This window comes from Rhizobium sp. TBD182 (assembly GCF_001950375.1).
In the GTDB taxonomy this organism is placed as follows: domain Bacteria; phylum Pseudomonadota; class Alphaproteobacteria; order Rhizobiales; family Rhizobiaceae; genus Agrobacterium; species Agrobacterium tumefaciens.
In genome coordinates this window covers 1290600-1313735 of sequence record NZ_BDLN01000001.1, presented here as the reverse complement: position 1 = coordinate 1313735, position 23136 = coordinate 1290600, and the positions used below count along the sequence as shown (strand labels likewise).

Here is a 23136-nt window from a genome sequence, read left to right as displayed (position 1 = left end):
CGATTTGTTAACGAACGGCAGGTCGCGGTGGCTCTTTTTACCATCGCTGATGCGCATGATGCCTCTGCTCGTTTTCGGCGCAGCGCCGGATTTTTCCTGACAGTACCAATTGGGTGGACCCAATGACCAGCATTTTGACCAATGCGGCGGCGATGGCCGCGCTGCAAACCTTGCGCATGATCGACAAGAATCTCGAGACGACGCAGGCGCGTGTGTCGTCCGGCTACCGTGTCGAAACGGCGGCGGACAATGCCGCCTACTGGTCTATCTCCACAACCATGCGCTCCGACAATGCAGCGCTCTCGGCCGTGCAGGATGCATTGGGACTGGGCGCCGCCAAGGTCGATACGGCCTATGACGCCCTTGCAAACTCGATCGAGGTCGTCAAGAAAATCAAGGAAAAGCTTGTCGCCGCCTATGGCGTCGGGGCTGACCGCGGCAAGATCCAGGACGAAATCAAGCAGCTTCAGGAACAGCTGAAGAGCACGTCGGAATCTGCCTCCTTCTCCGGCGAGAACTGGCTGCAGGCCAGCATCAGCAATGGTGGCACGCCGCCGGTTGTAGAACCCATCACCAAAAAGGTCGTCGCGTCCTTCACGCGCACCGGTTCGGGCAATGTCGGCGTCACCACGGTTGACTATGTGCTGGACGGCAGTGCCGTGCTTTTCGACCTCAGCGGCGGAAAACTCGGTATTCTCGACAAGAGCGCCGTTTTTGTCGCGAAGACGGAACAACAGATCACCCAAACATCGACGACAGCCGGCGTGACCACCAATGCGGGTTACGTCGTCAAGAAATTGACGGACGCGGAAATCGGCACGCTGAATGCGGCGACGCCGGATACGAATGCCGACCCGAGCGTCTACAGCAACGGAACGGTGAATTATCTTCGTTTGTCCGAGAATACCTGGGTCAAGGTGACGGCGACCAACCCTTCGAGCGGCACCACCACCGTCGCGGCGGCCTATCGGGACACAGGCAGCAACGATTGGTTCTATGACACGACCGGTGCGCCGACCTCCGTTGCCAGATCCCTCGGTCTTTCCGTCTCCACGCTCGATCTCGACAATCTCGATGTCGTGGCGGCAGCCATGAGCGGTTTTTCTGGTGGCACCACGAACTACACCGCTTCCGACGCCATCGATGTGATGATGAGTTTTGTCGACAAGCAGCTCGAAGCCATGACCAGTACGGCCTCCAGCCTCGGCTCACTACAGAGCCGCATCAACATGCAGGAAAACTTCGTCTCGAGCCTGATGGACGTGATCGACAAGGGTATCGGCCGTCTCGTGGATGCGGATATGAACGAGGAATCGACCAGGCTGAAGGCTCTGCAGACACAGCAGCAGCTCGGCATCCAGGTGCTCTCGATCGCCAATGCCAACGCGCAAAACATCCTTCAGCTCTTCAAGTAACCCGGCGTCGGTCCGGCGGGTTCGGGGGAGTTGGTTGCAAGGTTTCTGAAAACGGCGCCCGCCTTCATCCTCGCACAAGTTTGAACACCTAACGTCGGGGCAATATCGGGTGGATCGCATGGCGTGATCCGGCCGGAAACAATTGAAGAGACGGGCAGGGTAGCAAGGATGACGGTGGTGCCGCCAAACGGCTTTGATCGCAGGCAACGAAACATGTCTCGCCCCTTTGGCCTGTTTTGCCGGGGGCGGGCATGAGCGCGTCCATTGCAAGATATCTCAAGGATTTCGGTGACGCGCAGCCCGCGGGACTGACGTTCGGCGAACCGTTGGCGGATGTCGACGGCATTTCCGGTTTTGGCGATATTGCGTCCGGTTTCGATGAATTCGAGCCGCTCGACGTCGAAAGCGAAAAACAGGCGGCCTATGCCCGTGGTCACGAGGATGCGACCCGCGAGATAACGGAGAAAATGCAGGCCGAGCGCGAGGAGCTTCTTGCCGCTCATGCCGCAGAACTCGAAGGCTTACGTTCCGTCTATCTGGAAGAAATTGCCGTTTTCCTGTCGCTAAGGCTGCGTGAAGGCATCGATGCGATCGCGACCAATCTCAGCGAACAGACCGCCAATATCCTTGCCCCGGTTCTGACCGAAGAGCTGTCGCTGAAGGCCGTTTCGGCGCTTGCGGATGTCGTTCGTGCTTCCATGCCGGATGGCGAGGCCGTGACCCTTGTGGTGAAAGGCCCGAAAGATTTGTTTGAGCAGCTGAAGACGCAGCCGGGCTTTGAAGAAGAGACGATGAAATTTACCGAGACGGCAGATATCGATCTCTCCGTTGAGTTGGGTGAAAGCGTGTTCGTCACGCGCATGTCCGCCTGGGCGTCCGGTCTTCGCAAGGTGATGAAATGAGTGAAGGCGAAAATCACCACCACGGCAAGAACGAGATCATCATCGTCAAACGCCACAAGGGCGGGCACGATGGCGCCCATGGCGGCGCGTGGAAGATCGCTTATGCCGACTTCATGACGGCCATGATGGCGTTCTTCCTCGTCATGTGGCTGGTCAACGCCGCAAACGAGGAAACCAAGGCCTCGGTCGCCAGCTATTTCAATCCGATAAAGCTGTCCGATGAGAAACCCTCGTCCAAGGGACTGGAAAAACCCGTGGACAAGGAAGAGGGCGTCGAGAAGAAAGACCAGTCCAACATAAAGGCGGAAAAGGTCACCCAGGGTTCGGCCGCTGCGACAGGTGAAGACCTGACCTCGCAGACCGGGGAGCAGTCGAACTTCTCAGAAGCGGACTTTTTCGAGAATCCCTATTCCGTTCTGGCGGAAATTGCCCAGCAGGTCGGGCAGCAGGCCAATGTCAGCGCCAAGGGCGAAGGTGGTGCTGCCGATTCCGGCCCGGCGACGGGTGCGAGCGGCGGTGAGGCTTACCGCGATCCCTTCGATCCCGATTTCTGGACCCAGCAGGTGAAGATCACACGTGCGGACCAGCAGCAAAATCCGGTCGAACAGCAGCAATCTGCCGAGAACAAGCAGCAGGACGCTGCCAAGGATAATGAAGCGGTTGCGGCTAAATCGTCTCAGCAGCCAGCCGATGGTGCAGATCACGGCAAGGCCATGGAAGTCGCCGCCGTGGTGCCGCAGCAGCGGCCGGGTGCCGCAGAGCAGGCAGCACTTACGCAGCCTCAGCCGGAGCAGCAGCAAGGTACTGCTGCGCAGAAGGAAGAGGCTAAAGAGCTGCGCCAAGAGATCGAGAAGCAGATATCCGGCATCAGCGGCAAGCTCGCCGAAGGTCTGGTGGTGACGCCCGCCGAAGGCGGATTGCTGTTGACCATTTCCGACCAGACGGAAACGCCGATGTTCAATGTCGGATCGGCTGTGCCCCGCGGCGAAATGGTTTTGGCCATGGAGAAGATCGGCAAGTTGCTTCAGGAGCGTGGCGGCAGCGTGGTGATCCGCGGCCATACCGATGGACGCCAGTTCAAGGGTGAGGCCAATGACAATTGGCGGCTTTCCATGGACCGCGCGCATAGCGCCTATTACATGCTGGTTCGCGGCGGCCTGTCGGAAGAGCGGGTGAAACAGGTTTCGGGTTTCGCGGACCGCAGATTGCAGGTGCCGGCAGACCCGCTGGCGAATGCGAACCGCCGTATCGAAATCCTGCTTGAGGCCGATCGGGGGTGAGTGTGACGAAATCCTCGAAACGTTGGGTTTTTCTTGCGGCGACACTGTGTGGTCTCGGTGCCGAACCGGCGAAGGTTTTTGCGCAATCGCAAGACAACCTCATGCCCTATGCCATGTTGCGCTCCCTGCAGTTCGTGCAGGATTCGGTCACCATGGGAGACCATTCGGCAACCGAAATGCAGCGGTTTCTGCTCCAGACGATCGACGAGCGGCTGAAGAGCGCACCTTCGGCGATCTTCAAGGATCCGCGCAATGTCGATGCGGCGCTTGTCTACGCGATGAGCGGCGGCAATCCGGCCACGCTCGAATTGCTCGTCGCGCGGGATGTGGACGGCAATTTCGACAGCCGCGTCGCCGATATTCTGCGCAAATATCTGTCCGGCAAGGGAACGCTGGTCGCCCAGAGCATCGCGGCCATGGTGCCCGAGTATCGCGGCACGAGAATTGGCGCCTATCTTGCACTGATCGGCGGCAATGTGACGATCCCCCGCGATCCGGTGGCTGCCCTCGGTTTCTATGACATAGCCCGGCTCGAAGCGCCCGGTACCATCGTGGAGGAGGCTGCACTCCGCCGCTCGCTTGCTATCGCCGTTGAAGACGGCGATGCCGGGCGTGGCGTCGAATATGCACAGCGTTACGCGCGGCGGTTCCTGCATTCGCCCTATGCCAGCCAGTTCGCGGACCTTCTGGTCTCACTGGTGGTCAAACGTGTCGATTCCATCGGGCACGACACGATAGAGGAAACATTCGCCATGATGGACGCGGAGAGGCAGAAGGAAGCTTATCTGCGCCTGTCCCGTCTCGCGGCGATCAGCGGCAAGGATTCGCTGGCGCGCATGGCGGCGTTGAAGGCGAAAGCGCTGTCGCCGGATATGCCGGACCAGCCGCAAGTTCAGGCAAATCTCTATGAAAGCCTTTCCAATATCGGCACGCCCGATGTGGTGAGCGCGATTGAAACAATCGGGCAAATTCCCGAGGCCCAGCTTTCGGATCGCGACAGGGCCCTGCGGGACGCGGCAAGGGCAATCGCCGACCAGGTGGTTCGTCCGCCTTCCCCGCAGCCTGGCGCCGATCCCGGTGTCACGGCAGGGCAGGGGGCCGGGTCGGGCGCGCCCGCGAATGAGGCGGCCAGTGCCGAGACCAAGGGCATATGGAGAGTTGAAAACCACAAGGCTGAGGATGAGGGCGAGAACGTCCGGCAACTCGTGACGAGCGGCCGCAGTAAGCTCGATGAAATCGACAGCCTTTTGAAGAAAGGCGAGGGGGCACCATGATCGACGCAACCATCAACGCGATAGTGAATGCGCCATATAACGATCCGCGCGCTGGCAGCGCCAGTGTGAGGGACGACGCCAAAGGCGGAAGTTTCGGCGACACCCTCGCGACGGTCAGGGAAGAGCGCCCGCCGCAGGCACCGCATTCGCGTTATCAGCAGGAAGCGGGATCGGCTGAGGAGCAGCATGCGCAACCGGATGACGATGCTGAAAAGACGGATGTGCCGGTCAAGCGGCCCCCAAGCTTCCTGAACGTGATCGTCAAGGACCATTCCGGAGAAGGCCATGGTCACGAGGCGCTGGCGGAACTTCAGAATGCGATTAAGACGGCGCACACATCGCCTGAAAACGGCAAACCTGGCAAGAAGGTCAAGGACGCCGACAAGGAGAGCCAGACGGCGGCGGATGCAACCGATCCGAAGCTGGCAGAGCTGCAGACGCTCACGGCCAATGTCGGCGATATCGTGACAGCCAAGACGCCCCTTGAGGAAATTGCGCAGGCGATTGCCGGCAAGGCCGATGTCAAATCCGAAAAGGTCGAAACTGTCAGGGGTAAGGCTGAGCCTCTGGCGAAGGACATGCACGCACGGACCGAGCTTGCCGGAAACGAAGCCGGATCCGGATCGGGCACTGAAGGCGACGCCTCGGCATTCCGCTTCGCATCTCCTCGTTCCGGCACGGCCCGCGCTCTCGATATGAGTACGGTTCAGCGGGATGGCCGCGTCGAGTTCGATGCCCGGGAAAGCAGTGGCAAGGCGACCGAGACGATTACGGTTCTCGATTCGCGGCGGTTCATTGGTCTGGCACCATCATCCAACGCCTCGGCTCTGACTGGCCTCATCGCCAATGATTCTGAATGGGTTAGCGCCATGCAGCCCGGCTCGTCGCTGTCCAATGAGGCGGCCCAGAGCAGCACCGGCAAAGTCGTCCATACGCTGAAGCTGCACATGACGCCGATCGAGCTGGGATCGGTTACGATGTCGTTGCGTCTTGCCGGTGATGAGCTTGCCGTTCACATGACGGTGGAGAACGTGGCCGCCTACAAAAAGCTTCAGCAGGACAGCAAGAGCATCCTCGAGGGCCTCAAGGCGCAGGGTCTGACGGTCGATAACATCACGATCAGCATTGCTTCTTCTGACAAGAGTGACCAAACGGGCACACAAGCCAACAATCAGCAAAATCAGCAGGCGCAGCAGCAGGGCCAACAGGCCGCCGCAGGGCGCAACCGTGACGAGTCCGGCACACGCGGCGGACGGCAGGGCAATGGTGATAATTTGGGGGTGCATAATGAAGGCATGGATGGCGCTCTTGGCTCTGCCCGCACTTCTGCTGACAACGGCGTTTACCTCTGAAAACGCCTCCGCTTCGGCAACGTCAGGTGTCTGTGAAAGGGAAATTCAGTCCGCCGCCCGCAAATACGGCGTGCCGGAGGGAATTCTCTATTCTGTCGGCCTGACCGAGACCGGTCGCAAGGGTCGGCTTGACCCCAACGCCATGAATATTGAGGGAAAACCGGTATTTGCCTCCTCCACCGAGGAGGCATTGACCACTTTCGAGACGGCAAAGCGCAACGGCGCCAAGCTGATCGACCTGGGATGCATGCAGATAAACCACTATTTCCATGGCGAAAACTTCACATCCGCGCGTGAAATGTTCGATCCGCGCCGCAATGTCGAATATGCCGCCATGTTCCTGCGCAATCTCCACAACAGGCACGAAACCTGGACCATGGCGGTTGCCCGCTATCATGCCGGGCCCAACAACGACCCGGCTCAAAAGAAATATGTCTGCCGGGTGATCGCCAATCTGGTGGCGACGGGCTACGGAAAATGGACCGCCAACGCGAAAAATTTCTGTGACGGATAACAACCATCGATTGTTTTGATGCGGTCAAGGACTCGCAATTTGAAATGTGGCGAGAGAAAGCCCTAAAAAAGGCGTCGCAAGCGATTTTTTCGGATTTTTGAAATTTTTACACAAAAATTTTGTACCGTATATGGTTAACAACCACTATATATAGATCAAATCGGCACAAAATGGTTAATCAATTATTAATAACTATCGATGATTTCCTACAGTTGTCGCTGAATCCCCCGATTCGTACCAATGCCGCATTGGAAAACACCACACTGATTCGGAGGCGGACGAATGATCGTAGTGGTTGATGAGCGCGAGCTCGTTAAAGACGGCTATACTTCTCTATTTGGGCGTGAGGGCATCCCCTCGACCGGTTTCGATCCGGTCGAATTCGGGGAATGGGTCTCGACGGCAGCGGACAGCGATCTGGCGGCCGTAGAGGCATTCCTGATCGGTCAGGGCGACCGGAGCTTCTCCTTGCCCAAGGCGATCAGGGATCGCACGACGGCACCGGTGATCGCGGTCAGCGACCAGCCCTCGCTGGAATCGACTCTGGCGCTGTTCGACAGCGGCGTCGACGATGTCGTGCGCAAGCCGGTTCACCCCCGTGAAATCCTTGCGCGTGCGGCGGCGATCCGTCGCCGCCTGCAGGTTATCTCGAATTTCACCGATGCGGGACCGATCCGGGTTTTCTCAGACGGTCGTGATCCCGAAGTCGGTGGCGAGGTCTTTGCCTTGCCGCGGCGCGAGCGCCGCATCCTTGAATATTTGATTGCCAATCGCGGACGCCGCGTTTCCAAGGCGCAGATTTTCAATGCCATCTACGGCATCTTCGATGATGACGTCGAAGAGAACGTCGTGGAAAGCCACATCAGCAAGCTGCGCAAGAAGCTTCGCAAGAAGCTCGGCTACGATCCGGTCGATTCCAAGCGTTTCCTCGGTTACAGCATTGATTGGCAATAATATTCATTCATCCGCGTGGTCTTTTTCAAACGCGGTATTTCAGACAGCTTCACGCAAGCCAAACGCTTTACCTTCTCCCTGAAGATGACCACGAGGGTTTTTGAATGAGTATTTTCGGCACTATGCGAACCGGTGTGTCCGGCATGAATGCACAGGCTAACAAGCTGGGAACCGTTGGCGACAACATCGCTAACGCAAGCACCACCGGCTACAAGCGCGCATCGACGTCGTTCTCCTCGCTCGTTCTGCCCTCCTCGTCGGGCAGCTATGCCTCCGGCGGCGTGCAGTCCAACGTTCGCTACAGCATTTCAGAGCAGGGCAACCTGTCCTACACCACGTCGAGCACCGATCTTGCCATTCAGGGCAACGGTTTCTTCGTGGTTCAGGATGGTGGCGGCACGCCTTATCTCACACGTGCCGGCTCGTTCGTGAAGAATGCGGAAGGCTACCTGGAAAACGCAGCGGGCTTCCAGCTGATGGGTTACCCCTACGGGGCAAATGCGCCAGCTGCCGTCGTCAACGGCTTTACCGGCCTTGAGGCCGTCAACGTCAATAATTTCGGCCTGACAGCATCGCCCTCCACGCAGGGCAGCTTCCCGGCCAACCTCAATCGCGATGAAGCCGCTGTTGCGGCGGGCTCGCGTCCGAGCGACAACCTTGCAACATCGACGATCGGTAACAAGACATCGTTGACGGCGTACGACAGCGGTGGCGCGAAGGTTCTCTACGATTTCTATTACACCAAGACCGGCGCCAATACCTGGGAAGTGGCAGTGTATCGTCAGGACCAGTCGACCAATGGCGGCTTCCCTTACACGGCGACCCCAGCAGCGAACCTTGTCAAGGAATCAGTCACGCTGGCATTCGACCCGGCGACCAATAAGCTCACACCTACCTCTCAAAAGTCGATCACCATCAACGACACGGTCAGCGGCGTCCCGCAGGCAATAAGTATCGACCTGTCCGACATGTCGCAGTTCTCGACGAAGTTCACGCCCGGCACCGCGATCCTGAACGGTAACGGCCCGAGCCAGATCAAGGACGTGGAAATCGGCAAGGACGGCGTAGTGACTGCAGTCTATCAGGATGGTGGCCGCCGCAACATCTACCAGCTGGCGGTTGCCACGGTGCCGAGCGTCGACAACCTCTCCCCTCAGAACGGCAACGTTTATCTGCCGAGCAACGAGTCGGGCGTCGTCACCATCGGTTTCCCGCAGACGGGCAGCTTCGGTTACATCCAGAAGGGTGCGCTTGAGGGCTCGAACGTCGATATCGCCAGCGAACTCACCGATATGATTGAATCCCAGCGTATCTATACAGCGAATTCGAAAGTCTTCCAGACCGGGTCGGATTTGATGGATGTCCTGATCAATCTGAAGAGATAGTAATTCTCACGAGGACAAATGAATGTCGCTCACGTCAGCAATGAATACTGCGCAGTCGATCTTCAACAATACAGGTAAGCAGACGGACGTTACTTCGAAAAACATTGCCAATGTGGGTAATGCGAACTACGTCAAGCGAACCGCCATTCTCGGCACGACCATGTCAGGTGCAAGTATTGTCGCCAACGGCCGTGCCCAGAATGAGAGCCTCCTGAGGCAGACGATCTCCAGTGCATCCCTCGCTTCCGGCCAGAAAACCGTTCTGACCGGGCTCGAGGAGATGAAAAGCCTTTTCGGCGGCAACGATTACGAGAGTTCGCCTGCCACCTATATGAAGGAACTGCTGAAGAGCCTTGACGGTTACGCCTCAAAGCCGAGCGATTCCGCGCTTGCTGCGACTGCGGTTACATCAGCCGTGGACGTCGCCAATTCCCTGAACAAGGCTTCGTCCGAGTTGCAGGCGATGCGCCTGCGTGCCGACAAGGAAATGTCCCTTCAGGTCGACAAGCTGAACGGCCTGCTCGCGAAATTCGAGGAAGCCAACAACGAGGTCAAGGCGCAGACCGCGATCGGCGGCAATCCAAGTGATGCTCTCGACCAGCGCGAGACGCTGCTGAAGGACATTTCGTCCATCATCGGGATCAACGTCGTCAATCGTGAAAACAACGACGTGGCGCTCTACACGGCGGATGGCGCGACCCTGTTCGAAGTCGTGCCGCGCAAGGTTACTTTCAAGGCGCAGCCGGGCTACGACGCGACGGTCACGGGCAACGCGATCTACGTTGATGGCGTCGCGATCAAGGCGAGCAGCGGCAGCAACACGACAGCGGAAGGTTCGCTTCAGGGTCTGATGCAGGTTCGTGACGACCTGGCGCCAACCATGCAGAGCCAGCTCGACGAAATTGCGCGCGGCCTCATCACCATGTTTGCGGAAAAGCCGGCCAGCCCCACCAGCACGCTGCCGAAGATGCCAGGCCTCTTCACCTACGGCTCCCCTGCGGCCACAACCATTCCGGCAAGCGGTGTTGTCTCTCCCGGGCTCGCTGCGAGCATTACCGTCAACCCTGCGTTAATTATTTCCAAAGGTGGAAACCCGGAATTGTTGCGCGACGGCGGTATCAACGGTACCGCTTATGTAATCAACAGCACAACTTCAGGCGGAACCGGGTTTTCCGCACTGATCGACAGCTATGTCACTGCTTTTGACGCGCCCATGAATTTTGCCGCGTCGACACGTATCGATACGAATACAAGCATCCTGAAATACGGCACCAACTCGGTGGGGTGGCTCGAACAGGAACGATCCGGCGCAACTTCGGCAAACGAAGCGAAAAGCGCGCTCTATGAGCGCTCCGCCACCTCCTATTCGAACAATACTGCCGTCAGCCTGGATGAGGAGCTTTCGCTGCTCATGGATATCGAGCAATCCTACAAGGCCGCCACGAAGCTGGTGACCACCATCGACGACATGCTCAAGTCGCTGATGGATATGGTGAGGTAATAGATGAAAACGTCCTTCATTTCATCGCTGGCGATGCAGAACAGCATGCGCAGCACCATCCTCAAGGCCCAGCTTGAGATGACGAACCTCAATACCGAGCTGACCACGGGCAAACATGCGGACCTGGGCGTGACGCTGGGTGCCAACACGGCCCGCAGTCTTGACCTTAATCGCGATGTCGATCGTCTCTCTTCGCTCGTCAGCGTCAATTCCATCGCCACGCAGCGCCTCAAGTCCTCTCAGGCGGCACTTGATGGCATGGCAAAGGCCGCCCAGGAAATTCAGAAGGTTCTTGTTCCGAATACCAGCAGCGCAGCACCAACGCTGGCAACGGTCGCCAAAACCATTTCGAATGCGTTCAACACTTTCACCGGTTTTGCCAATACGGCAGTCAGTGGCGAATTTCTGTTTTCCGGCATCAATACGGATGTGAAGCCTATCGATGACTACTTTGCCGAAGGATCGACGCTGAAGGCAGCCTATGAGGTTGAGCTGAACGCGTTCATGGCCGCACAGACACCTGCGGTCGGTAACATTGCCGACCTGTCCAAGGATCAGGCCGCGGCATTCATGACCCGTATCGAAGGCGTGTTCAACGGTACTACGCCGGTTACGAACCCACCGCACAGCGATCTGACGGCCGGCCAGAATTACGATTTCTGGACGACCTATGGGTCGAAGGCGAGCGACACGAACATGACGAGCCGCATCAGCCAGAACGAGGTGGTCGAGACATCGACCAACAGCAACTCGCAGGGCATGCGTTATTTCGCGATGACAGCAATGACGGCGATGACGTTCCTTGATGACAAGGTCCCAAGCGATGTTCGCGAACTGGTGGCGACCAGGTCGGTGACTAATATAGGCACGGTCATTAGTGGTTTGAACCAGCAGCAGAGCCAGCTCGGCCTTTCCGAAAGCCGTGTTTCGAAAGCGAACGACTCGCTCGCCGCCCAGAAAAAGATCATCGAGACTCATCTGCTGGATATCGAGGGGATCGATACCTACGAGGTGAAGACACGCCTGGATCTGCTCCAGCAGCAGATTGAAATTGCCTACAGCCTTACGTCGCGTCTGCAAAAAATGAGTCTGGTAAACTACCTCTGATGAACAGGGGTGGCGGCAGATAAAGGATACATGAATGTACCAGTTTTCCTACGCCGAAATCATGGAGGATGGTGTCGCAGACGCGAAGGATCGCGAGCGGCAGGCGTTGACAAAATCGATCGATCTACTGGTGGAGGCAAAGGATTCCTCTTCCCAGCGCCACACGATCGAAGCGCTTTTTTACACTCGACGGGTCTGGATCCGCTTCATTGAGGACCTCAAGCAGCCCGAAAACCAGCTGGCCATGGAACTCAGGGCAAATCTGATTTCGATCGCGATCTGGATTTTGAAAGAGTGCGAACTGATCCGGAAACGTCAGTCGACGAATTTCCAGGGTATAATTGACGTGACAACCATCATCAGGGATGGACTGAAATGAAAAGTACACTTCGAATCTCGCTGAAATCGGGCGAAAAGATTTTCATCAACGGCGCGGTTTTGCGGGTGGATCGCAAGGTGGCCCTCGAATTCCTGAACGATGTCACGTTCCTGCTTGAAAACCACGTCCTGCAGCCGGAGCAGGCGACGACGCCGCTCAGACAGCTTTATTTCATCGCCCAGATGATCCTCATCAATCCGGAAGGACGCGAACAGTCGACGAACCTGTTCCGTAAATCCGTGAGCATGCTGCTGAATTGCTTCCAGCATGAGGAGATTCTGGCCGAACTCAAGCGTATCGACGGTCTGGTTGCCTCGGGTAAGGCTTTCGAAGCGCTGAAGGCCATTCGTGGCCTGTACCCGACCGAGGAAAAGATCCTCAACAATCAGGAAATGACCCCCGCAACGATCGAGCAGATTCGCAAGGAGATCGCACCATGGCGGTAGATGCAGTCACGTCGGCAGCCTCTAACCCCTGGGCAAATGCCGGGGCGAGCAGCAACGACAAAAGCGCGGCCTCGCTTAACTACGACAGCTTCCTGAAGCTTCTCATCGCCCAGATGAAAAACCAGGATCCGACCAGCCCGATGGATGCCGGCCAGCAGATGTCGCAGCTTGCGAGCTTCTCGCAGGTCGAGCAGACGATCAAGACCAACACCCATCTGAAGAGCATGCTGCAGGCCGAAGCCCTGACGCGCGCTTCCGACCTGGTTGGCAAAACGGTCAAGAGCGCCGACGACAAGGTCACCGGCGTGGTAAAGGAAGTCGAAGTCTATTCGGACGGCGTCGTCGCCATCACAGAAGCTGGTGACAAAGTGCTGCTGCAGGCCGGTGTGACCTTCTCGAACGGTCCGATCGCGACTACACCTGATAGCGGCACCGATTCGGACGTGCCGGCAGGTTCCTGACATTAAAGAGGCGGCATGATGCCGCCTTTCCGGAATAAAGGATGCGACGATGAACGAGGCCGATGCGCTTGATATCATGCAGGCGGCAGTCTGGACGGTTCTCGTCGCGGCCGGTCCCGCCGTTCTCGCGGCCATGATCGTTGGTGTCGCCATCGCCTTCATCCAGGCCCTGACCCAGGTTCAGGAAATGACGCTGACCTTTGTCCCTAAAATCGTAACGATCATGATCGTTCTCGGCGTTGCCGCCCCGTTTGTGGGCGCGCAGATCGCCCTTTTTTCCAATCTCGTCTTTTCGCGGGTTCAGTCGGGCTTCTGACGCCCGTACCGCCTGGATGCCATCCTCGCGCAAGCTTCAGCGACTAGGGATAGGCTGAAGCATCGGGCTGAATTGCGTCAGCGATTTTAGAAAACCGGTGCCGCGGAACCGTGCGGCGGCTTTTCCGTCGCCCTTCTCATGAAGAGACAGGACGATTTTATGGCGCAACCACCAGTCATTTCCTTGCCCAAGGTAAGCCCGAGCATGCGGGATGTCGGTTTCGCATTGGGCATCGTGTCGATCCTCTGCGTGCTGTTCCTGCCCATTCCGGTCGTTCTGGTGGATGTCGGTCTGGCCTTTTCCATAGCACTTTCGGTCCTCATCCTCATGGTGGCGCTCTGGATCCAGCGTCCGCTGGATTTCTCGTCTTTTCCAACCGTGCTGCTGATCGCGACCATGATTCGCCTGTCGCTGAACATCGCGACGACGCGTGTCATCCTTTCGCACGGCAACGAGGGGCCGACGGCGGCGGGCGGCGTGATTGCGGGCTTCTCCAGCCTCGTCATGTCCGGCGACTTCGTGATCGGTCTGATCGTCTTTCTGATCCTGATCACCGTCAACTTCATCGTTATCACCAAGGGTGCCACCCGTATCGCCGAAGTCGGCGCGCGCTTCACGCTGGATGCCATTCCCGGCAAGCAGATGTCGATCGATGCCGATTTGTCCGCCGGCATCATCGATGAAAAGGAAGCGCAACGCCGCCGCCGCGAGCTGGAAGAGGAAAGCTCGTTCTTCGGTTCGATGGACGGTGCTTCCAAATTCGTACGCGGCGATGCGATCGCCGGCCTGATCATCACCGCGATCAATATTTTCGGCGGCATCATCATCGGTTACTTCCGCCACGGCATGCCGATCGGCGAGGCTGCCGATGTTTTCGTGAAGCTTTCGGTCGGCGACGGTATCGTTTCGCAGATCCCGGCCCTTATCGTGTCGCTGGCGGCTGGCCTTCTGGTGTCGCGCGGCGGCACCTCGGGATCGACGGATCAGGCCGTCATCAATCAGCTGAGCGGATATCCGCGTGCCTTGATGGTCGCAGCCATGCTGATGGGGCTTCTTGCCGTCATGCCTGGATTGCCCTTCCTGCCCTTCACGCTTTTGGGCGGCATCATGGCCTTCGGCAGCTGGTATATTCCGCGCCAGGTCGAAGCGGAAAGCGCGCAGCGCCGTCAGGAAGAGGAGGACAAGGTTCTCCAGACCAACGAAGCGGAAAAGGACTCCGTCAAGCAGGTCCTCAAGACGTCCGAAATTGAACTTGCCCTCGGCAAGCAGGTTTCGACCCGCCTCCTCGGTGCGCATCAGGAACTGGCTTTCCGTGTCGGCAAGATGCGCAAGAAATTCGCGACCCAATACGGCTTCGTGGTGCCGGAGATCAAGGTCTCCGACGACATCATGATCCCGGAAAAGGCCTACCAGATCCGTGTCCATGGCACGACGATCGCGTCGAGCAATCTGCGCGTTGGCGATGTTCTTGTCGTGACGGGGGCAGGGCGCAAGCCGAGCATTCCGGGCGACGAAATCCGCGAACCCGCCTTCGGCATGCCGGCCGTTTCCATTCTCGAGACATTCACCGAGGATTTGAAGCGCGAAGGTTTTCACCCGATCGACAATGTCTCTGTGGTGCTGACGCATCTGAGCGAAGTCATTCGCAACAATCTGCCGCAATTGCTGTCCTACAAGGACGTCAAGATCCTCATCGACAGGCTGGACCCGGAATACAAGAAGCTTGCCGACGAAATCTGCTCGTCGCACATGTCCTATTCCGGCCTGCAGGCCGTGCTGAAACTGCTGCTCGCCGAGCGTGTGTCGATCCGCAACCTGCATCTCATTCTGGAAGCGGTCGCCGAACTTGCCCCGCATGTGCGCAAGACCGAGCAGATCGTCGAACATGTACGGGTGCGCATGTCGCAGCAGCTCTGCGGCGATCTTGCCGACAATGGCGTATTGCGTGTGCTTCGCCTCGGCAACAAATGGGACATGGTCTTCCATCAGGCGCTCAAGCGCGATCAAAAGGGCGAAATCGTCGAATTCGATATCGATCCCCGCCATCTCGAGGAATTTTCCGAGCAGGCATCGAAAGTTATCCGTGAATTCATGGATCGCGGACTACCCTTTGTCCTTGTCACGTCGCCGGAAACACGGTCCTATGTGCGCATGATCATCGAACGACTCTTTGCGACCCTGCCGGTTCTCTCGCATGTGGAACTGGCCAAGGGGCTGGAGATCAAGATTCTGGGCGCCATTTCATGATAACCGACCCGCAAGGGACAATTATCGCATTGTTCCTTGCAATTTGCCGTATCGGCGCCTGCTTCATGACCATGCCGGGCTTTTCCAGTTCGCGCATCTCGCCGCAGATACGCATTCTCCTGTGCGTTGCGGTGTCCATGGCGCTTCTGCCGGTACTGTGGGATACGATCTATCCGAAAGTCTCCGGCGCAAGCCAGGGCGCCGTTGTCGGCCTCATCTTCACCGAGATCGTCATTGGCGCAATGTACGGGCTGATCGCGCGGTTTTACACGCTCGGCTTCCAGTTCACGGGCGCGCTCATCGGCGCATCCATCGGGCTTAGCGCTCCCGGCGGAGCGGATGCCGTTGAAGACGTGCAGGAAAACCAGATATCGAACTTCATCACCTTCGGTGGGCTCATGGTGCTGTTCATCCTGGATTTCCACCATATCGTCCTGCGGGCGCTGGTCGATTCCTACGCCACGACACCGGTCGGCGCGCTCATCAGCGGCCAGAAGATGCTGATAACCCTGACAGATACGCTGCGCGCCTCCTTTTCCATCATGCTGCGGCTTGCCAGCCCCTTTGTAATTTACGGTCTGATGTTCAACGTTGCGGTCGGCCTCATCAACAAGCTGGCGCCGCAGATACCGGTCTACTTCATATCGACGCCTTTCGTTCTCGCGGGCGGTATTTTCATGCTTTACCTGTCGATCGCGGCCCTCATCCGGCAATTCGTGGATGGTTTCGGCCCGGTCTTCATCGGCTTCTGATCTGGAGAAAACGCCATGGCTTCGGACAAGCGTTCGGCCAAACTCAAGCGCCTGGTAACGGTCCAGCGCCACATGGAGAAAATGGCCGAGGTGGAACTGGCCGACACCACCCGCGTGCGTGCCGAAGTGGCGCAATCCATGGAGAACGTGCTTGAAGCGATGAGTTCCATGGAGCCGGTCCACCAGACGTTCTCCAGGCACTATTCGGATCGTTACGGCCGCCTTGTCGTCAAGGACCGTCAGCTCTCCGGCGTGCAGCAATTGCAGGAAAACAAGGTGCTCAAGGAAAAGACCAAGGCCGACCGGCTGGAGGACAGGATGCATCTCGCGCGCGATCTCGAGGATCGGGAGGCCGACGACAATGCAATCTATGATCTGTTAGAAATCACGAACGCATCCCGGACACCAGCCTCCAGCAAGGTTGGCGATCCATAGTCTGTCCCGTTGTTGCATCGTTGGGCGTCCAGAGAGACGTATTCAGCGGTGTTTCTTGATTGAGCGAACGCCCCGGTTTTAATGCCGCCCGTTCGTCAGCTCGGGAGTTCTGGACGTGGCGATATCGGTTATAAGCGATCTGGTGATGGATGTGGTTCGCGCTGCGGACCCTCAGGAAGTGCAGGTCGCCCAGGAAAAATTGAAGGCGAACAAGGCGGCTTTCGCTGCGACGAGCCTTGCCGATTCGGGCAAGGGCTTTGGCGCTGCCATTGATATGCTTGACAGCGCCACCTCGAAGGCAGGTCTCGGCAATACCAACATCCGCTCTGCCCGTACCGAAGTTCCGGAAACATATCGCAAGTATGAGGCTTCCGTGCTTCAGACCTTCGTTGCCAACATGCTGCCGAAAGACAGCGAGGAGGTCTACGGCAAGGGCAACGCCGGCGAGATCTGGAAAAGCATGATGGCGGAACAGTTTGCCGACACGATCTCCAGAAATGGCGGCGTTGGCATTGCAGAACAGGCCTACAAGGATGCGTTGCGGAAAGCCGAGAGCAAAGGCATTACCGACGTATCCATGAATGACAAAGACCATAATGCTGCAATTCGGATGGTGGCGGAGTTCGAAAGGCAGGTCCTCGGCGTTTCCAATGATAAAACGGACGAGGCTTGAGCATGATAAATCATAACGAGGAGACAAGCATGGACCTTATGTCGAACGACCACCGCATCAAATCCGTTCTCGGCCGTCTTGAAATGATCATCGACAATGAGAATGACAATATCGGTAAGGACCCCCAGTTCGATTTCAAAGTCTCCAATGCCCATAAAAGCCGTTGCCTCTATGAGTTGACGATGTTGTTCCGCGATACGCCCCATGAGGAAATCGCCGCCGGACATCTCGATCAGGTGCAGGGCATCAAGTCCAAGCTCGCGACCAATGCCAGCCGCGTCGAGGCGCATCTGAATGCGGTTCGCGCTGTTGCGGATCTTCTCAAGACCGCGATCCAGGAAGCCGATACGGACGGCACCTATTCCCAGGAACAGTTCATGTACGGCGCAGCCTCCTGATGTTGAAGCTTCTTCTCACCGGCGTCTGGGTTTGCGCCGTCACGCTCGGCGCGGTGTATTTCTCCGTCCAGATGGCGACGGCCCCCTCGTCGGGAGATGAGGCGGGGGCGAAAAAGGCAAGTCTGCAACTGGTCAAAGGCGAAAGCATCACCATCCCCGTCATCAATGACGGTGGTGTGAACGGTTATTTCCTCAGCCGCATTTCCTTGCGTGTCGACAAGGACAAGATGGCGAAGATCGAACTGCCCGCAACGCAATTGATGACCGACGAACTCTTCACGCTTCTGGCGGGTTCTTCCATGGTCAACATCGCCAATATCTCCACCTTTGACCCTGATGTCTTCAAGCAGCGCATCCGAGAGGGGCTGAACAAGAAACTCGGCGACGAGGTGGTCGGGGACGTCCTGATCGAGCAGCTCGATTATCTGTCGAAGGCCGATATTCGCGAGCAAAAGGGCAACGGCTCGCCCCGTTCGGTCAAGCTTGTCGAAGGCGAGAAAGTCGACACCGGAAAAGAAGCGGCCCCAAGCCACTAACGGCGGCGCGGTGCAGGCCACCGGTCTGGTTAATCGCCCCTTTCTATTTTCCGGAATATTCGATCGGTTGCCTTCAGGGTAAATTCAACCAGCACCTGTATAAACAGACCCATGAGCTGCCGTCCCGCAAACCATGCGCCGGATTGGCGGCGGTGAATTTGGCATTCGGGGGCTGGCATGAATTTCGCGGCAGATTTTGCGCGGACGGGATCGCAACGGAATATTCACGGACTGCGCGTCTGTGATCTGGACTGGAACGGGGCGCTGGAAATGGTCAGCGGCCAGGCTTCGGCTTGTGATGGCCACACGATGCTCTCATTTCTTACCATCCAGAATGCCAGACTGTCCCTCAAGGACATTGCTTACAGGCAGATTCTGGAAAGCTGTCTGCTTCTGCCGCAGGGCAGGGGTATGAATGCCGCCGCACGCGCCGAACACGGCAAGCCTCTGCCCGAGACCATCGATGGCGTTGCCTTCGTCATGGCACTTCTGACCTATATGGCGGTGCCGAAACGTATCGGCGTTGCGGGGGATGACGCAGCACAAGTCGGAGAGGTCCTCGCCAAGCTGCGCGCACATGCGCCGTGGCATGATTTCGTGATGCTGAACCGGGATACTTTGGGCGTGAAGGTGGATGTCGTGCTGGCGGGCATGCTTGCGGAAAACCAGGAGAAATGGCTGCATCGCAGCATCAATCGCGATGATGCGCGTCTCGCCATCGCGGTCGGTCCCCTGTTCAAGGTGCTGGCGTCCGAAGTGGCTGGCATGCCCGAGATCTTTCGCAAGCTGCATATGAGCTGGCTTTACAGCCTTTGCGCTGAGCCCTGGCACATCGCGCTCGGCAAGGGCTGAGGCGGGTCGGCAAGGCCCGCGTTAACCATTTGTTTGCCATGATCCTTTAACCTCCCGTAAGGTTTTGAAAGCCGCCTGTTGCGGGCGGCGCCGAGCGTGGCAGACGGCTTCAGATGGTTGATCACAGTCCCGATATGATGGCGACGCGCCCTGATGAGGATGGTGTTGCCGTGCCTGCGCCGCAATTTCGCAAACATTGTCTGCGGCTTCTGACAGCCGGTTGCGTAGCCGCTGCCACCGTTGTGGGGGCTGCACTTCCGCTGCTGCTCATCGATTCCGGTTTTCGCGGATATGTTTCGCAGGCGCATGTCGAGGTTACCCAGACTGGCTACGATGCACCCGATGCGGCACGCTTTCTTGCCATGGCCCGCCGCACCCTGCTTTCTCCTTCCGGTCTGGACCGTATAACGGGCGACCTCAAATTGAAGCCCGCCGACATGGTCGGCGTTCGCAATCAGGGCGAACTTGGCCTGCTTTTCGACCTTTTGACCGGGGCGGATGCCCGTTCGCTTTCCCCACGTGAAGCATTGAACGGTGCTGTGGGCGAGGCGATACGTCTGGAACTGACGCCAGATGAAAACACGCTGATCGTAACCTCGAAGGCAGCGACGCCGGAAACAGCGATGCGGCTTACGGATTATCTTTCGATGCGTGTCATGGCGGATGGCAAGGCCGGCACCATGACGCCCGCCATGCGCGAGACGGAGCGGGCGCGCACCCGGTTGGACGAGGCGGAAGCCGCCTTGAACGGTTTCCAGATGCGCCACGGCGAGACCGTCCTGGCGGAAGTGCAGCAACTCGAGCAGCAATTGCGCGATCTCAATGACAGCCTTGCGGGGACGACCCAGCAGCAGCAGTCGCTTCAGACGGATCTGGCGGTGGCCACCGGCCTCAAGCCGAATGACGTATTGTCAAAGCCCCTGCCGTCAGGCGCTGCTTTCTCTGTGCTTGAGGACATCAGGCAAAGACATGCAAGTGCCAGCATGGCGCTTTCAGGAGTCTCGATCGATTACGGCCCGAAACATCCCCGCCGCATCGCCGCCCAGAATGCCGTAGATGCCGTGCAGGCGCTTGTCGCTCCCGCATTGCGTCAGCTGGTCGATGGCTTGCGCGCTGATGACAAGCGCGTCGCACAAGAAGTTGCAACCGCGAACGCCGAACGAACGAAACATCTCGACCGCCTGAGCAGCCTTGGTGTCACGCCCGGTGAATTCTCCAGATTGCAGGGTGAACTGGAAACGGCGCGAAATGCCTATCTTGAGGCGAGCGAGCGTCGGGACACGTCCTCATCCACCACAACCGCCGTTGAGACCCGCCTCACCAGGAAGGCCGGACCGGGCGAATTGTCGCGCGACCTCACACAAGCCGCGATGCTGGCAGGCGGTGGCGCGTTGCTCGGCCTGCTGGGCAGCCTGTATCTCCTGAGCTACCGTCGCCATGACGAGGAGGAGGCACTCGTCTTTGATGATGCGCACGTTCTGCCCTCCGAAAAAGCGCCTGAGCAATCGGGGCAGTTTCCCGAGTTCGAGCCGATCCAGCCGGATGTGTTTCATGATCTTGAAGAACTGGCCGCGGATAGCGAATTCGAGCCGGAGGCTGAGTTCGCGGACTATTACGCCGGGGCGGCGAACGATAGCGGATTCGATACCGATGACATTCCGCTGGACGAGCGTGTGCGGCAGGTTCTGATGGGCAACCGCACCGTCAGGAATACCCCCCAGACGACACCGGAGCTGCCGCCCTTGCTCAGTGAAGCCCTTGCCGGGCATTTCGACCATGAGCAGGCCGAAGCCGAGGAATTGGCGGAATTGAGACGCGAGTTGGCGCTCTTGAGGGAGCGCCTCGCCGATTACGCCGAGCATCGCGACGACTACCGCAAAACTGCCTGACGAAGCTGCATTTTTGCTTGCATTCCTGCAAAGTCGGCACCATACGGGGCCAACGTAATCCAGCAGGAGCAGGACGCATGGCAGTTGTGATTGACGGAAAGGCAAAGGCGGCTTCGGTAACGGAGGCGGTCCGCAAATCGGCAGAAACGCTTGAGGCGGAACAGGGTGTGAAGCCCGGTCTCGCGGTTGTCATCGTCGGCAACGATCCGGCCAGCCACGCTTACGTGAATTCCAAAAGCAAGACAGCCAAGCAATGCGGTTTCAATTCCGTTCAGCACACGCTGCCGGAAGAAACAACTCAAGATCAGCTTCTGAAGTTGGTCGGCGAACTGAACGCCGATGCCTCCATCCACGGCATTCTGGTACAGCTTCCTTTGCCGAAACACTTCAATTCCGATGAGATCATCCAGTCGATCCTGCCCGAGAAGGATGTGGATGGCCTGAGCGTGCTGAACGCCGGCAAGCTGGCGACCGGCGATCTCGCAACCGGCCTCATCTCCTGCACGCCAGCCGGCGCCATGCTTCTGGTGCGCAGCATTCACGGCGAAGATCTTTCCGGCCTGAACGCCGTGGTCATCGGCCGCTCCAACCTCTTCGGCAAGCCGATGGGCCAGCTTCTCCTGAACGCCAACGCCACGGTGACGATGGCGCATTCGCGCACCAAGGATCTCGCCACCGTTTGCAAGACGGCCGATATTCTCGTGGCGGCGGTGGGTCGCGCGGCAATGGTGAAGGGCGATTGGGTAAAGCCCGGCGCGACCGTCATCGATGTCGGCATCAACCGCATTCCCGCTCCGGAAAAGGGTGAAGGCAAATCGAAGCTGGTCGGTGACGTCGCCTATGATGAGGCAAGCGCAGTCGCTGCTGCCATTACCCCCGTTCCGGGCGGCGTAGGCCCGATGACGATTGCCATGCTGATGGCCAACACCGTCATCGCCGCCTATCGCGCGCTTGGAAAGACCGCACCGAAGTTCTGAAATCGGTAGTTACTCTTTCGGAGCCGGTCCTGTGGAGGCGCGGACGACAAGTTCCGCCTTCCAGAGTTCCTGATGAGGTTCGGTCTGGTTAAGCTTGATCCGGTTGATCAGGCGCTGCCCGACACGCACCCCCGCCGCCCGCAAGGATGAACGGGTGGTGGTGAGCGGCACCGAGAAATTGTCGGGCTTCAACAGCGGCAACACATCGTCATGGGCAATCAGCGAAATATCCTTGCCCGGTTTCAAGCCGCGCTGGTTGAGCGAGCGGATCACGCCGAGTGCCAATGCGGTACTCGCGCATACAATGGCGGTTGGTCGTTCCGGCTGTGACAACAGCGCTTCCATGCCGAGATAACCCTCCTCGTCGGTCATGCTGCTGTGTCTTGTGTGTTCCGGGCGCAATGTCAGCCCATTTGCCGTCAGCGCCTTTTCCACCCCGAGACAGCGGCGGAAGGTGAAGTCGTAGCCCTCCGGCCCGTTCAGAAGCCCGATCCGCTTGTGGCCAAGCTGAAGCAGCAGCTGGGTCGCATCGCGAAATGCGGCCTCATTGTCCACGTCGAGAAAGGGATAATCCTCTTCCACGCCGATGGAGCGGCCATGGACGAGGAAGGGCAGGGAAAGCGATTGCATCATGGCGATGCGGGCGTCGTTCTTCTTCATATAGGCGAGGTAGATGCCATCGACGCTGCCGCTCGCCGCCAGCCCCCGCAGGGCTTCCCGTTCCTTTTCCGGCTCCGTGGGCGTGATGACGAGGTGAAATCCGCTGCGAGCCGCTTCTTCGCCTAGACCGCTCAGGAATTCGCCGAAATGCACATCCGAGCGGTGGTGCTCGCCAACCGGCATGACCAGTCCGATGGAGCCGACCTTGCCAGTCGCCAACCGTTGCGCCGCGGCATTCGGGCGATATCCGGTCTTTTCGGCGGCTTCCATGACGCGGCGGCGCGTCTCTGCGCTCACCTCGGGATATCCGTTGAGCGCTCTGCTGACGGTTGTCTGAGAAATCCCCAGCAGTTGCGACAACTGTTTCAGGTTCATGTCTGTTTTTCCTCCAATGCGCGCGCATCGGAAATGGCAAAAGCCTCTCCTCTAAC

At 58.3% G+C, this 23136-nt stretch carries 24 protein-coding genes; 23 read left to right on the top strand and 1 reads right to left on the bottom strand.

The window, feature by feature from the left end:
- The first annotated feature begins 122 nt into the window (after window positions 1–122).
- From T18_RS06590 to folD, 23 genes are all read left to right on the top strand, one after another.
- Complete coding sequence (locus tag T18_RS06590) at window positions 123–1415, top strand: flagellin (RefSeq protein WP_038489827.1); 1293 nt, start codon at window positions 123–125, stop codon at window positions 1413–1415.
- Between the two features lie 251 nt (window positions 1416–1666).
- Window positions 1667–2317: a hypothetical protein gene (locus tag T18_RS06585; protein ID WP_038489830.1), complete on the top strand. Its 651-nt coding sequence runs from the start codon at window positions 1667–1669 to the stop codon at window positions 2315–2317.
- The gene (locus tag T18_RS06580; RefSeq protein WP_019564303.1) at window positions 2314–3597 is read left to right on the top strand and encodes a MotB family protein; all 1284 of its coding nucleotides are present in this window, start codon (window positions 2314–2316) and stop codon (window positions 3595–3597) included. The genes T18_RS06585 and T18_RS06580 overlap by 4 nt, the downstream gene beginning before the upstream one ends.
- Complete coding sequence (gene motC / locus T18_RS06575; protein WP_003515101.1) at window positions 3594–4871, top strand: chemotaxis protein MotC; 1278 nt, start codon at window positions 3594–3596, stop codon at window positions 4869–4871. Before T18_RS06580 ends, motC begins: the two co-directional genes overlap by 4 nt.
- Entirely contained in the window at window positions 4868–6223 is a 1356-nt protein-coding gene (locus tag T18_RS06570) for a flagellar hook-length control protein FliK (protein ID WP_038489833.1), read from the top strand. The genes motC and T18_RS06570 overlap by 4 nt, the downstream gene beginning before the upstream one ends.
- Entirely contained in the window at window positions 6171–6737 is a 567-nt protein-coding gene (locus T18_RS06565; RefSeq protein ID WP_019564301.1) for a lytic transglycosylase domain-containing protein, read from the top strand. Before T18_RS06570 ends, T18_RS06565 begins: the two co-directional genes overlap by 53 nt.
- A gap of 282 nt (window positions 6738–7019) precedes the next feature.
- The gene (gene rem, locus T18_RS06560; protein WP_003515107.1) at window positions 7020–7691 is read left to right on the top strand and encodes a transcriptional activator Rem; all 672 of its coding nucleotides are present in this window, start codon (window positions 7020–7022) and stop codon (window positions 7689–7691) included.
- A 104-nt stretch (window positions 7692–7795) separates the two neighbouring features.
- The gene (locus tag T18_RS06555) at window positions 7796–9076 is read left to right on the top strand and encodes a flagellar hook protein FlgE (protein WP_003515108.1); all 1281 of its coding nucleotides are present in this window, start codon (window positions 7796–7798) and stop codon (window positions 9074–9076) included.
- Window positions 9077–9098: 22 nt separating this feature from the next.
- Entirely contained in the window at window positions 9099–10577 is a 1479-nt protein-coding gene (flgK, locus tag T18_RS06550) for a flagellar hook-associated protein FlgK (protein WP_003515109.1), read from the top strand.
- 3 nt (window positions 10578–10580) lie between these two features.
- On the top strand, window positions 10581–11684 hold the full coding sequence (locus T18_RS06545; protein ID WP_003515111.1) for a flagellar hook-associated family protein: 1104 nt from the start codon (window positions 10581–10583) through the stop codon (window positions 11682–11684).
- A gap of 34 nt (window positions 11685–11718) precedes the next feature.
- Complete coding sequence (gene flaF / locus T18_RS06540; RefSeq protein ID WP_003515112.1) at window positions 11719–12063, top strand: flagellar biosynthesis regulator FlaF; 345 nt, start codon at window positions 11719–11721, stop codon at window positions 12061–12063.
- A complete protein-coding gene (gene flbT / locus T18_RS06535) occupies window positions 12060–12509 on the top strand; it encodes a flagellar biosynthesis repressor FlbT (RefSeq protein WP_003515113.1) in 450 nt (149 codons plus the stop codon). Before flaF ends, flbT begins: the two co-directional genes overlap by 4 nt.
- The gene (flgD, locus tag T18_RS06530) at window positions 12500–12970 is read left to right on the top strand and encodes a flagellar hook assembly protein FlgD (RefSeq protein WP_003515114.1); all 471 of its coding nucleotides are present in this window, start codon (window positions 12500–12502) and stop codon (window positions 12968–12970) included. Before flbT ends, flgD begins: the two co-directional genes overlap by 10 nt.
- A gap of 49 nt (window positions 12971–13019) precedes the next feature.
- Entirely contained in the window at window positions 13020–13286 is a 267-nt protein-coding gene (locus T18_RS06525) for a flagellar biosynthetic protein FliQ (protein ID WP_003515115.1), read from the top strand.
- A 159-nt stretch (window positions 13287–13445) separates the two neighbouring features.
- Window positions 13446–15533, top strand: coding sequence for a flagellar biosynthesis protein FlhA (gene flhA, locus T18_RS06520; protein ID WP_003515116.1), 2088 nt, complete (start codon window positions 13446–13448; stop codon window positions 15531–15533).
- Entirely contained in the window at window positions 15530–16285 is a 756-nt protein-coding gene (gene fliR, locus T18_RS06515) for a flagellar biosynthetic protein FliR (RefSeq protein ID WP_003515118.1), read from the top strand. The genes flhA and fliR overlap by 4 nt, the downstream gene beginning before the upstream one ends.
- 15 nt (window positions 16286–16300) lie before the next feature.
- Complete coding sequence (locus tag T18_RS06510) at window positions 16301–16720, top strand: hypothetical protein (RefSeq protein WP_003515120.1); 420 nt, start codon at window positions 16301–16303, stop codon at window positions 16718–16720.
- Between the two features lie 115 nt (window positions 16721–16835).
- Window positions 16836–17393 (top strand): rod-binding protein, encoded by a 558-nt coding sequence (locus tag T18_RS06505; protein ID WP_003515121.1) that lies wholly within the window; start codon window positions 16836–16838, stop codon window positions 17391–17393.
- 29 nt (window positions 17394–17422) lie between these two features.
- On the top strand, window positions 17423–17791 hold the full coding sequence (locus T18_RS06500) for a hypothetical protein (RefSeq protein ID WP_003515122.1): 369 nt from the start codon (window positions 17423–17425) through the stop codon (window positions 17789–17791).
- On the top strand, window positions 17791–18327 hold the full coding sequence (locus tag T18_RS06495; protein ID WP_003515123.1) for a hypothetical protein: 537 nt from the start codon (window positions 17791–17793) through the stop codon (window positions 18325–18327). Before T18_RS06500 ends, T18_RS06495 begins: the two co-directional genes overlap by 1 nt.
- A 177-nt stretch (window positions 18328–18504) precedes the next feature.
- Window positions 18505–19179 carry a WecB/TagA/CpsF family glycosyltransferase gene (locus T18_RS06490; RefSeq protein WP_003515124.1) on the top strand — a complete coding sequence of 225 codons (675 nt, stop codon included), beginning with the start codon at window positions 18505–18507 and terminating at the stop codon, window positions 19177–19179.
- A gap of 113 nt (window positions 19180–19292) precedes the next feature.
- Window positions 19293–21068: a hypothetical protein gene (locus T18_RS06485; RefSeq protein ID WP_038489838.1), complete on the top strand. Its 1776-nt coding sequence runs from the start codon at window positions 19293–19295 to the stop codon at window positions 21066–21068.
- 77 nt (window positions 21069–21145) lie between these two features.
- Entirely contained in the window at window positions 21146–22045 is a 900-nt protein-coding gene (gene folD / locus T18_RS06480) for a bifunctional methylenetetrahydrofolate dehydrogenase/methenyltetrahydrofolate cyclohydrolase FolD (RefSeq protein ID WP_038489842.1), read from the top strand.
- A gap of 9 nt (window positions 22046–22054) precedes the next feature.
- Here folD and T18_RS06475 read toward each other — a convergent pair whose 3' ends face one another.
- Entirely contained in the window at window positions 22055–23080 is a 1026-nt protein-coding gene (locus T18_RS06475) for a LacI family DNA-binding transcriptional regulator (RefSeq protein ID WP_013635488.1), read from the bottom strand.
- Window positions 23081–23136: the final 56 nt, after the last annotated feature.